Source organism: Streptomyces sp. NPDC021622 (genome assembly GCF_040640795.1).
In the GTDB taxonomy this organism is placed as follows: Bacteria; Actinomycetota; Actinomycetes; order Streptomycetales; family Streptomycetaceae; genus Streptomyces.
On record NZ_JBFACK010000024.1, the window covers coordinates 1 to 11,664 of the forward strand.

The 11,664-nt window shown below is 69.7% G+C and carries 8 protein-coding genes; 5 read left to right on the plus strand and 3 right to left on the minus strand.

Annotation, left to right across the window (positions count from 1 at the left end; all coding sequences use genetic code 11):
• Positions 1-2,322 (minus strand): maltotransferase domain-containing protein (locus tag AB0G47_RS36185; RefSeq protein WP_360779161.1); only part of this gene is annotated, 2,322 nt, incomplete at its 3' end.
• Between the two features lie 297 nt (positions 2,323-2,619).
• Between AB0G47_RS36185 and AB0G47_RS36190 the strand changes: the two genes are divergently transcribed.
• From AB0G47_RS36190 to AB0G47_RS36205, 4 genes are all read left to right on the plus strand, one after another.
• Positions 2,620-3,156 (plus strand): pep a2, encoded by a 537-nt coding sequence (locus AB0G47_RS36190; RefSeq protein WP_360778821.1) that lies wholly within the window; start codon positions 2,620-2,622, stop codon positions 3,154-3,156.
• Between the two features lie 117 nt (positions 3,157-3,273).
• Positions 3,274-5,412, plus strand: coding sequence for a glycogen debranching protein GlgX (gene glgX / locus AB0G47_RS36195; protein ID WP_360778824.1), 2,139 nt, complete (start codon positions 3,274-3,276; stop codon positions 5,410-5,412).
• A gap of 105 nt (positions 5,413-5,517) precedes the next feature.
• Entirely contained in the window at positions 5,518-7,935 is a 2,418-nt protein-coding gene (locus AB0G47_RS36200; RefSeq protein WP_360778827.1) for a SpoIIE family protein phosphatase, read from the plus strand.
• A gap of 145 nt (positions 7,936-8,080) precedes the next feature.
• The gene (locus AB0G47_RS36205; RefSeq protein WP_360778830.1) at positions 8,081-8,362 is read left to right on the plus strand and encodes a hypothetical protein; all 282 of its coding nucleotides are present in this window, start codon (positions 8,081-8,083) and stop codon (positions 8,360-8,362) included.
• On the opposite strand, the gene AB0G47_RS36210 is transcribed toward AB0G47_RS36205, so the two are convergent.
• Positions 8,359-9,267: a MerR family transcriptional regulator gene (locus AB0G47_RS36210; RefSeq protein ID WP_360778833.1), complete on the minus strand. Its 909-nt coding sequence runs from the start codon at positions 9,265-9,267 to the stop codon at positions 8,359-8,361. The genes AB0G47_RS36205 and AB0G47_RS36210 overlap by 4 nt on opposite strands.
• 147 nt (positions 9,268-9,414) lie before the next feature.
• On the opposite strand from AB0G47_RS36210, the gene AB0G47_RS36215 reads away from it, so the two are divergent.
• Positions 9,415-10,023 carry a DJ-1/PfpI family protein gene (locus tag AB0G47_RS36215; RefSeq protein ID WP_360778836.1) on the plus strand — a complete coding sequence of 203 codons (609 nt, stop codon included), beginning with the start codon at positions 9,415-9,417 and terminating at the stop codon, positions 10,021-10,023.
• A gap of 49 nt (positions 10,024-10,072) precedes the next feature.
• Here the strand turns inward: AB0G47_RS36215 and AB0G47_RS36220 are convergent, their stop codons facing one another.
• Positions 10,073-11,446, minus strand: a complete 1,374-nt coding sequence (locus AB0G47_RS36220) for an FAD-dependent monooxygenase (RefSeq protein WP_360778839.1) — start codon at positions 11,444-11,446, stop codon at positions 10,073-10,075.
• Positions 11,447-11,664: the final 218 nt, after the last annotated feature.

An 11,664-nucleotide genomic window follows, 5' to 3' on the forward strand; every position in this document is an offset into this window, starting at 1 on the left:
GTAGGTCACGCCGGTGAGCTCGTCGCGCACCGGCACGGTCTCGTGCCAGTCGAGGCCGAGTTCCGGCATGTCCAACGAGACCGTGGCCTCCTGGGCCTGATGAGGGTCGAGGTTGGCGACCACCAGAACCGTGTCCTGGCCATCGCGCTTGCTGTAGGCGATGAGGGCGTCGTTGTCGGTTCGGTGAAAACGGAGGTTCCTGAGCGAGTGCAGGGCGCTGTGGCGCCGCCGGATCCCGTTGAGCGTGGTGATGAGCGGCGCGATGGAACAGCCCGCACGCTCGGCCGACTCCCAGTCGCGCGGGCGCAGTTGGTACTTCTCCGAGTGCAGATACTCCTCGCTGCCCGCGCCGACCGCGGTGTTCTCGCACAGCTCGTACCCGGCGTAGATGCCCCAGCTCGGCGAGAGGGTGGCCGCGAGCACCGCCCGCACCTCGAAGGCCGGGCGACCGCCCTCCTGGAGGTATCCGGGGAGGATGTCCGGGGTGTTCGCGAACAGGTTGGGGCGCAGGTACGCGGCGCTCTCGACGCTGAGATCGGTCAGGCAATCGGTCAGTTCCTGCTTGGTGTTCCGCCAGGTGAAGTACGTGTACGACTGCTGGAAGCCTGCCTGGGCCAGGGCCCGCATGACCGCGGGACGGGTGAAGGCCTCGGCGAGGAAGATGACGTCCGGGTCGGTGCCGTTGATCCGGGCGATCACCTCCTCCCAGAACACGACGGGCTTGGTGTGCGGATTGTCGACGCGGAAGATACGCACGCCGTGGTCCATCCAGAACCGCAGCAGACGTACGGTCTCGGCGACCAGACCCGGCACGTCACGGTCGAAGGCCAGCGGATAGATGTCCTGGTACTTCTTCGGCGGGTTCTCCGCGTACGCGATGGTCCCGTCGGCCCGGTGCGCGAACCACTCCGGGTGTTTCTCCACCCACGGATGGTCGGGGGAACACTGCAGCGCGAAATCCAGGGCGACTTCGAGCCCCAGGCCGGCTGCCCGGCGTACGAAGGCGTCGAAGTCGTCGAGCGTGCCCAGGTCGGGGTGGACCGCGTCGTGCCCGCCCTCCGGGGAGCCGATCGCCCAGGGCACGCCCACGTCCTGCGGGCCGGAGGAGAGGGAGTTGTCCGGCCCTTTGCGGAAGGTGGTCCCGATGGGGTGGATCGGCGGCAGATAGACGACGTCGAAGCCCATCTCCGCGATCGCCGGCAGCCGCTCGGCCGCCGTACGGAAGGTCCCCGAGACCGGGGGCTCGCCCTCGCGCACGACGGCACCCTCCGAGCGCGGGAAGAACTCGTACCAAGAACCGAAAAGCGCCCGCTCCCGCTCCACCAGCAGCGGCAATGCGTGCGATCGAGTGATGCGCTCACGCAGCGGGTGCCGCGAGAGCACCTCGTCCACCCACGGAGCGAGCGCGGCCTCCAGACGTGCCTCGGGCGAGCTCTGCTCGTCCCGCAGAGCCTCCGCGGCGTCAAGGAGTGCCTGGCGCTCCCCGCCGTCCGGCACTCCGCCCGCGGCCCGCTCGTACAGCAGCGCGCCCTCTTCGAGCGTCACTTCGGCGTCGATGCCGGCCGGGACCTTGATCCGTGCGGAGCTACGCCATCCGGTCACCGGATCCGCCCAGGCCTCCACGGCGTACGTCCAGCGCCCCTCGGCGTCCGGTGTCACATCCGCGCCCCAGCGGTCGGTGCCCGGGGCCAGTTCGCGCATGGGGGCACACGGCCGGGCCCGGCCGTCCGGGCCGATCAGGACGACCTCGGCACCGACCGGGTCATCGCCCTCGCCGAATACGGTGGCCGTCACCCGGAAGGTCTCCCCCGGGACCGCCTTCGCGGGACGGCGGCCGCAATCGACGATCGGGGCGACGTCCAGGATGGGCACGGTGAAGGAGACCAGAGCCTCTTCCGGAGCTGGGCCCGTCGAATCCGGGGCCGGGCCCGTCAAATCCGGAGCCGGGCCCGTCGACGGAGCGGAGGCCATCGACCGGGCGAGGGCCATCGACGGGGCGGGGCTCGTCCGCGGAGCTCGGGTCATCGCTCTCTCCTTTGCCACGCCCCGGTGCCCGGGGCGCAGGCCGTGGCCACTTGTGGCCGGCGGCCACGGGCTGATGGCCGCCGGTTGCCGACGCGACGGCCGCAGGCCGAGATAGCGCTCGGCGGCCTCCGCGGCGAGCCGCGCCGTGCGCTCTCCCATCAGGACGCACAGCGTGTACGCGGTGTTCTCGAAGTGCTTTCGCACACCGAGGTCGGCGCGACCGGCCAGCAACAGCCGCTCCCAGGACCGGTATCGGTTCAGGTGCCGCGCGACCTCGGCTTTGTCAGGCAGCAGCATCACGCTGGTCACCTTCTCCTGCTCCCGCGAGTCCCTCGCGGTGCACCTGGCTGGCGCCGGAGGGGGTCGACAAACCGGTGTAAGTGCCGGACGCACTTCCTGACCCATAGTGCACGCCCGTGCACGCAGCGTCCTGTTGGATCTTCAACAACCGGCACGAGCCGCTCGTGTTGCACGAACGGAGCAGCACTCCCACCCTGAAATGACTCAGGAGCGATCAACTCGCACGCTTCGTGTTCGGGGCGGCGGCTCGACGAGCCGACCGGTCGGAAGCTTCGCCGAGAGGAGTCAAGAGCGATGAAGACCGCAGTCCCCTGCCACTACTACTACCTCGAGGTGGAGCTCACCCCCCAGCGGGTCAGGCAGGTCAGGCGCATTCTTGCCGCACACCTCCGGCACTGGGGCCTGGGGGTTCTCGTCGAACCCGTGAGCCACTGCGCAAGCGTGCTGCTGCAGGCGATCGAGACGCATGCGACGGACAAGCACACCGTCGTCGAGATGTGGTGGACCGGCCAGCACCTCATCACCGCCGTGTCCGACAGCGAACGCGACCTTCGTCATCCGCACTGCGGGCCGGAGGGCTATCTGGCGCAGATCGCCGCGCTGAGCGACGGCTGGGGCAACTACCCGGCGAGCAACGGCAAAATCATCTGGTTCTCGCACCGTGCCCGGTCCGCCGACGGCGCCCTGCTGACCCCCGCCCCGCCCGCGCCCACTCTGCGCGCGGCCGCCTCCCCGATCGGGCACGACGAGCAGCGGGACGAGTTGTGCCCCACGCTGGGGAAGCGGCCCGCGGCGTCGGATCCGCTGCCGCAAGCGGTGCCCGTCGGCTGAACGCGGCGCTCGACGGTGGCGGCGCGCCACGGCCGCGGCATCCCCTCGGAGAAGCCGCGGCCCGTCCGCGTCCATGGGAGCGGTACGCGCGACACACGCCGACGACCACGCTCATCCATGCGTCACCCATACGGAGGCAGCAGCGTGCGCACCTGGATCGGACACCCCTTCCCGCTCGGCGCGACCTACGACGGCGAAGGGACGAACTTCGCCCTGTTCAGCGAGGTCGCCGACCGTGTCGACCTCGTCCTCATCCAGGAGGACGGCACCCACGACAGCGTCTCCGTCACCGAGGTCGACGGCTTCGTCTGGCACTGCTACCTGCCGGGTGTCGGCCCGGGACAGCGCTACGGATACCGGGTGCACGGCCCCTGGGAACCCTCCACGGGCCATCGGTGCAACCCCGCCAAGCTGCTCCTCGACCCCTACGCCAGGGCGTTCGAGGGGGAGGTGGACAACGACGCGGCACTCTACGAGCACGCGGCGCGGGGTCCCGAACCGGCCGACAGCGCAGCGCACACGATGCTCTCGGTGGTGACCGACCCCTCCTTCCCCTGGGAGGGCGACGTACTGCCGAGGCGCCCCTACGCCGAGACCGTGATCTACGAGGCCCATGTGCGAGGCCTGACCCGCAGGCACCCCGGGGTCCCCGCTGAACTCCGGGGCACCTACGGGGGGTTGGCGACCGAGCCCGTGATCGATCACCTCCTCTCGCTGGGGGTGACCGCCGTCGAGCTGATGCCGGTGCACCAGTACGTGCAGGACGGCTTCCTGCGCGACCGCGGCCTGTCCAACTACTGGGGGTACACCTCCATCGGCTTCTTCGCGCCCCACAACGCCTACGCGGCGCACAGCTCGCGCGGCGAGCAGGTCACCGAGTTCAAGTCGATGGTCAAGAAGCTGCACACGGCCGGGCTCGAGGTGATTCTGGACGTGGTCTACAACCACACCGCGGAGGGCAACGAGAACGGCCCGACCCTCGCTTTCCGCGGCATCGACAACGCCTCGTACTACCGCCTGGCGGAGCGCGATCCGGCGCACTACTTCGACACCACCGGCACGGGCAACAGCCTGCTGATGCGGCACCCCAGCGTCCTGCAACTGATCATGGACTCGCTGCGCTACTGGGTGACCGAGATGCATGTGGACGGGTTCCGTTTCGATCTGGCCGCCACGCTCGCCCGGCAGTTCCACGACGTGGACCGGCTTTCCGCGTTCTTCGACCTGGTCCAGCAGGACCCGGTGGTCGGACGCGTCAAACTCATCGCCGAGCCCTGGGACGTCGGCGAGGGCGGCTATCAGGTCGGCAACTTCCCGCCGCTCTGGTCGGAGTGGAACGGCAAGTACCGCGACGCGGTACGGGACTTCTGGCGCGGCGCGGACAACTCCCTCGCCGAGTTCGCCTCCCGGCTGACCGGGTCGTCCGACCTCTACCAGCACGACCGTCGCCGTCCGCGCGCAAGCGTCAACTTCGTCACCGCGCACGACGGATTCACGCTGCGTGATCTGGTCTCGTACGACGACAAGCACAACGAGGGCAACGGCGAGGACAACCGGGACGGCGAGAACGCGAACCGCTCGTGGAACTGCGGCGTCGAGGGGCCGACGGCCGATGAGGGCATCCTGGAGCTCCGTGCGCGCCAGCAGCGCAACTTCCTCGCCACACTCCTGCTCTCGCAGGGGATTCCGATGATCGCCCACGGCGACGAGATGGGCCGCAGCCAACTGGGCAACAACAACGCCTACTGCCAGGACAGCGAGATCTCCTGGGTCGACTGGGATCTCGACGAGGACCGGCGTGATCTGCTCGCCTTCACCCGGCGGGCGATCGCGCTGCGGGCCGAGCACCCGGTGTTGCGAAGACGCCGCTTCTTCCTTGGTGACACGACCCACGGGGCCGGGCCGCTGCCGGATCTGGTGTGGTTCAGGCCCGACGCGCACGAGATGACGCGCCAGGACTGGCAGCGGCCCGACGCCCACGCCATCGGCGTCTTCCTCAACGGTGACGCGATCACGGAACCCGACGCCTGCGGCAGACCTGTGGTGGACACCTCCTTCCTGTTGCTCGTGAACAGCCACCGGGAGCCGATCGTCTTCCAGCTGCCGGGCACCGCGTTCGGCGAACGCTGGAGCACACGGATCGACACCTCGGACCCGCGAGGCCTTTCGGACGAGAGCGAACACAAGGCGGACAGCAAGATCGCCGTAGGGGCGCACAGTCTGCTCCTGCTGTCCCGGGCGCACATCGCGCCATGACGCGGTGGCGGGGGCCTCAGGATTCCGTTGGGTGGGCGTACAGCGGTTGTGCCCGCCCCGGGGACGGCGGATTCTGTAGGGGATGAACGGGGCTGGTGTGGCGCGATGACTGTATGGAACGCGGAGCGGAGCTCGGACTTTCGTGGCCCCCTCGACGTCAACAGGGCGGCCACGGCGGTCGTCGACGCCCAGGACACGGTCATCGGATGGAGCCCCGCGGCGGAGCGGCTCCTCGGTTACAAGGCGGAGGAGATCCTCGGTAAGCCCGTGGCCACTCTCCTGCCGCCCGGCCAGGCGGCCGCCGTTCTCCCGCCCCCTCCCCTGTTCCGGGGGAACGAGATCCGCGTCGCCCTGCACCGGGACGGGCGTGAACTGACCGTCGCCACCGCGGTGTGTCCGCTGGCGGGCGCCGACACGGCGTTGCGCGTCGTCGTGGCGACGGAGCTGCAGGATCTGCGGATCTGGGAAGCCCGGCAGTCCCTCTTGCACGGCCTTGCCACCCAGTCACCCGTAGGCCTGGCCATCTACGACACCGACCTGCGCCTGACCTGGTGCAACTCGGCGTACGAACAGGAGATGGGGCGACCCCTCGCCGAGTTCCGCGGCTCTCGGGCCGATGAGCTGTACTCCGAGGGAAAGTTCGTGACCCGGGGGCATCCGCCCACCCTCGACACGGTCATGCGGCACGTCCTTGACACCGGAGAGCCCTTTCTGGACCTGCACTTCCAGGGCAGGCCGCCCACCGACCCGGAGACGGACCACCTCTGGTCCTGCGCCTACTACCGGCTCCAGGATGCCAATGGACATGTCTTTGGGGTGTGCGAGGACGCCTTCGACATCACCGATCGCTACAGGGCCCAGCGTCGCCTCGCCCTGCTCGTCGAGGCGGGCCGCGGAGTCGGTACCGCCCTCGATGTGATGGTCACCGCCGAGAAGATCACCGAGGTGGCGGTGCCGGAGTTCGCGAGCACAGTCACGGTCGACCTCGCGAGGGCCGTACTGGAGGGCGAGGTGCCGGCCACCAGCGGCTCGGCGGCGATGTCCCTGGTGCGGGTCGCCCGCTGCTCGGCCGATGAAGCCGGCCAGGAGAAGCCGGGAGAGGGGCCTGCGCCCGCTCCCTCCGTGAGCCACTCCCCCGTGGAGTACCCGTCCGGTTCACCGCAGGACCGCAGCCTCGCCTCGGGCGGGCTCGTGCTCGACGACTCGGTCCTGGTAGTGCCGCTGCGGGCCGGGAACAGCACGCTGGGACTCGTCACCTTCATACGCGGCACCGGGGCCATCTTCGACAGCGGCGAAGTGTCGCTGGCCGACGAGTTGGTCGCCCGTACGGCCGTGTCCATCGACAACGCGCGCCGCTTCACCCGTGAGCGCACCGCATCGCTTGCCCTCCAGCGCCAGTTGCTGCCGCAGCACGTGCCGGAGCAGTCGGCGGTCGACCTGGCCTACCGCTATCTGCCCACGGACGACGTGACAGGCGTCGGCGGTGACTGGTTCGACGTCATCCCGCTGTCCGGAACCCGGGTCGGACTCGTGGTCGGAGACGTGGTCGGCCACGGTCTGCAGGCGGCCGCCACCATGGGACGGCTGCGTACGACCGTGCGCGCGTTCGCCCAGATGGACCTGGATCCCGTCGAGCTGCTCTCGCGGCTCGACGATCTGGTGGCGCAGTCGGCGGAGGAGCAGCGGGCCGAGCTGGGAACGCCCGACGGCATGTACGCCGATGTGACCACCGGGGCGACCTGCCTCTACGCGGTCTACGACCCGGTGTCGCGGCGCTGCGTCATGGCCAGGGCCGGGCACCTGCCGCCGGCGGTCGTCGACCCGGACGGCCGGCTGTCCTTCCCGGACCTGCCGGCAGGACCGCCGCTGGGCCTCGGCGGTCTGCCGTTCGAGTCGATGGAGATCGAGCTGCCGGTGGGCAGCCTGCTCGCGCTCTTCACCGACGGCCTTGTCGAGGCCCGCGACCGCGACATCGACCACGGGCTCGACATCCTGGGACGTGTACTCAGCGACCGGCACGTGTCGCTCGAAGAGCTCTGCGACCGGGCCGTGGCAGAGCTCCTGCCCGGCGGCTCGACGGCCGACGACACCGCCCTGCTGCTTGTCCGTACCCGCGAACTCGACCCTTCGCAGGTCACCGAGTGGGAACTGCCCGCGGAACCGGTCGCCGCGGGCCAGGCCCGGGAGCTGGCCACCCAACAGCTGCACCGCTGGGGTCTGGAGGAGCTGTCCTTCGCGACCGAGCTCTGCGTCAGCGAGCTGGTGACCAACGCGGTCAGGTACGCCGAAGGCCCGATCCAGGTACGCCTCATCCGCGACCGCACCCTCCTGTGCGAGGTCGCGGACCGGGGCCACACCTCACCGCACCTGCGCCACAGCGGCGACGACGACGAGGGCGGGCGCGGCCTGTTCATCGTCGCGCAGCTGGTCCAGCGGTGGGGAACGCGCTACACCCGCTCCGGCAAGACCATCTGGACGGAACAGGCCTTTCCCACGACGGGACCGTCGTCGTCGCTGTCCTGACCGATTTCAAATACCGGCGGAGTGAAGCGAGTTGAGCATGCGCACACGCGCTTCTGAGTACGTGTACTCAGGGTCCGGCGGCTTCCCGGCGGCGAGAGTGAGGCAAGCCGAACGACTGGAGACCACCGTGACCATGCGCCGCAGGATGAGCCGACCCGCTGCCGCTCTCGTGAGCGCCGCCGCGTGCGTGGCTGTCACTGGATGTTCCGACTTCGAGTACCAGGAGGACATCTGCAGCAGCGGCGAGTACCCGGTCATGACCGTGGGCGACACCGGCTCCGCGTGCGTCGCGGACAAGGACGAGCCGCCGGCGGGATTTGTGCGCTACCCGAAGGGCAAAGTGCCGCAGCAGGTCGACGACAAGTGGGACGTGTACTGGCGCACCCACACGCTCGACAAGAACGGCAAAATCATCGACGCCCCCTAATCTTCCGCTCGCAGGGCGGCGATCAGCCATTCGAACGCAGGCACCTGCGAGGGGACCTGCGGCCGACCGTTGAGCACGGCAAGGAGCTGCCAGTACCGCTCCACCCTGCGGTCGGTGAAAGTCGCCAACTGATCGGCCAGCCGGGCGCGTTCCGCTGGCGGCAGGCCGGGGTCGACGATGCGGTGAAGGAACTCCTTGCCTGCGGCCGTTGCGGGGGCGACGTGTTCGCGTACCGCCTGGCCGGCGTGCTCCGCGACCTTCGCCGGGTCGGGGCCCGCCGGCTGTTGCTCTCCCTGCGCCCCGGCCAGGGCCATCTCGCGTACCCGTTCCCGGAACGGCTCGTCGCCGACCAGCTCGGCCAGCTCCACCCAGGCGTCCACCTGCTCGGCGGTCGGGTCGGCGGGAAGGTGTTTCGGTACGGTGCGCATGGCTTGGGCGATGTGGGCGCCCGGCGCGTCGGGGTCGACACCGTCGAAGGTCTCGTGGACAAAATCGTCGATGATCCGCTGTCGCTCGTCGGCGGACATCCGGGCCAGTTCATGCATGAGTCTCATCTCCTTGGTCGTACTGCCCTGCCGAGCGACCCGGTCAAGGACCGCGCGCCGTGCCTGCAGTGTGCGGATCTCCGCGTCGACTGCCCGCGCGTGCGCCCTGGCCACATCGCGCACCGTCACCTGCCTGTCAAGGACCCGGCGTACCGTCTCCAGGTCAAGGCCCAGCTCGCGCAGGGTCCGGACGAGGTCGAGACGGGCGGTCGCATCGGCGTCGTAGAGCCGGAAGCCGCCGGCCGTGCGGCCGGTCGGCACCACGACTCCGCTGTCGGACCAGAATCGGATGGTCCGCACGGAAAGCCCGGTGCGCCGGGCGAGTTCGCCGATGGTCAGCAGCTCGGTGTGGTCGCTCACGAGGCCAACTCTCATCCCTCCAGCGGATGGAGAGTCAAGCGTTTGCCGACACAACTGAGCCACCGGACGCCGATTGGCCCGGTTGCTGGGCGCAACACGCCTGAGAATCTGCACCTCCAGGCCGGTTCCGGACTTCGAGGAGATGCCATGCAGGTAGCCGTGGTCACCTTTGACGGATTCAATGAACTCGACAGCTTCATCGCCTCCGCGCTGATCAATCGGTGCCGAAAGGACGGCCTGGAGGCCTTCATCACGACACCGACGCCGGTGGTCACGTCGATGAACGGCGTCGAGACAACCGGGCAGCGCCCCATGGAGTTCGTGACCGAGGCCGACGTCGTACTGATCGGCAGCGGCGTGAAGACGCGAGACGTGGTCGCCGACGACCAGCTGATCTCCAGGCTGCCCCTTGACCCTTCGCGCCAGTTGATCGGTGCGCAGTGTTCCGGCGCGCTGGTGCTCGCCCGGCTCGGGCTCCTGAACTCCATGCCCGCCTGCACGGACATGACGAGCCGGCCCTTTGTCGAGGCCTGCGGTGTCACCGTCCTGGACGCGCCATTCCATGCCGAGGGGAACATCGCGACGGCGGGCGGCTGCCTGGCCTCGCAGTATCTCGCCACGTGGGTGATGGCCCGGACGCTCGGCGATGACGCCGCGCGCGACGTCATCAACTATGTGGCTCCGGTCGGCGAGAACGAGGAGACCGTCGAGCGCGCGCTGCGTGCCGTCCGCACGGGCGAGGCGGTCCTGCGCTGACGCCACCGCACGTCAGTCGACCGCGAGTTCACGCTTGAGGATCGCCGTCTCAGCTCGGGCGGCGCGTGAGCGCGCGGCGTATCACCTTGGCGAGCACGGCCGGGCGGAAGAGCAGCGAGGGCGGGGCCGTCATGTTCAGCACCCGTACGAACCGGGCCCACACGTCCGGGTCGTGCACGGCGAGGGCGAAGACGTGCTTGTTGTACCAGTGGGCGAAGCGTGCGGACCGCGGCTGTCCGGCGGGTGCCCACATCAGGTCCGAGCTGGTGGCCATGGTCCAGGGGACCTTGATGACACGGGCCGCGGCGCGCTGGTAGGCGCGGCTGAGGCCGTCGAGTCCGGCCGCGTCGGCCCGTCGGCGGCGCAGCTGGCGGCCGAGCAGCTCCGCTTCGAGCGCGGCGACCGTGAGCCCTTGGCCGTACACCGGGTTGAACACACAGAGCGAGTCGCCGACCGCGATGAGGCGTTCGGGCCAGCGGGCGTTCTTGTGGTGCAGGCGCCACGCGTTGCCGGGGTTGGTGTAGCGGTGGATCTCTCCTTGCCGGGTGCCGCGTTTGATCTGTTCGGCGAGGCGGGGGTTGCCGAGGCTGTGGGCGAAGTCGAGGTAGCCCTCGTCGTCGGTGGGCGGCACGTGCTCGTCGACGCCGAGCAGCGAGCACATCCAGCGGTGGTGCTCCACGGCAAGGATGACTCCGCCGCGCGGGACGTCGGGCGCGAAGGCCATCTGGTACGCGATGTCGAAGTCCTGCCGGTCCTGCGGCGGGCGTTCGTAGCACGCGGAGGTGTAGGTGATCTTCGCCTTGATGACGGTCTTGGCGGACACCGGCAGCCGTGCGTCGGTGAGCCACCGGTCGACGGAGGTGGAGCGACCCGAGGCGTCAACGACCAGGTCCGCGGTGACGTCGGCCGACCCGTCGGCGCCGTCGGTGCGGTAACGGACCCGGTCCAGCCGGCCGGGGGCACTCGCCGTCACGGTCTCGCAGCGCGTCGCCGGGAGCACGCGTACTGCCGGCAGGGCCAACACCCTTTGCCGCAGGCGCCGTTCGAGCTCGTCGCGGGTAAAGGTCTGGATGGGTAAGCCCACCGGGTCGGTCGGCGCATAGCCGGTCGGCAGCAGAAAGCTCATCCGCTCGCCGTAGTCGAGGACCGGCGCACCCAGTTCCGCGAGCTCCGCACGCAGCCCCGGGAAGAGCGCCTCCAGCGCCTCGCCGCCCCGGGCGAGCAACGCGTGTGCGTGGTAGCCCTGCGGGACGTGCGGATGCACGCCCGTGTCCGACCGCACCGGGTCGTGCTCCAGGACGAGCACCTCTCTGAAGTGATCGGCCAGGACGCGGGCGGTGACGAGACCGGCGTACCCGCCACCGACGACGACGGCCCGCTCCCAGCGAGTGCCTGGCGACGCGCTGTGCTGGTTGTTGGTCATGACGGGTCCCGTTCCTCTCAGCCGCACTAGTCGCAGTTTCGCCCCAGCGGTACCCCTCCCTGCAGGAGCCGTGTCGCGTTTCCGACGCCGTGACGCAGGGCTGCCCCTGCGCATACGGACGGTTGCTGCGGTGTGCGTGCGCCTCACCGGCCCACGACGGCCTGGTTGTACGGCACTTCGACGGCCCTTCAGCCGGTCGGTCCGCATCGCGCAAAGCC

Bases quoted from the DNA above. Each gene is read 5' to 3' on its own strand.
- AB0G47_RS36215 (WP_360778836.1), top strand. From the start codon at position 9,415: ATGCAGGTAGCCGTGGTCACCTTTGACGGATTCAATGAACTCGACAGC.
- AB0G47_RS36190 (WP_360778821.1), top strand. From the start codon at position 2,620: ATGAAGACCGCAGTCCCCTGCCACTACTACTACCTCGAGGTGGAGCTC.
- AB0G47_RS36200 (WP_360778827.1), top strand. From the start codon at position 5,518: ATGACTGTATGGAACGCGGAGCGGAGCTCGGACTTTCGTGGCCCCCTC.
- AB0G47_RS36205 (WP_360778830.1), top strand. From the start codon at position 8,081: ATGAGCCGACCCGCTGCCGCTCTCGTGAGCGCCGCCGCGTGCGTGGCT.
- AB0G47_RS36220 (WP_360778839.1), bottom strand. From the start codon at position 11,446: ATGACCAACAACCAGCACAGCGCGTCGCCAGGCACTCGCTGGGAGCGG.
- glgX (WP_360778824.1), top strand. From the start codon at position 3,274: ATGCGTCACCCATACGGAGGCAGCAGCGTGCGCACCTGGATCGGACAC.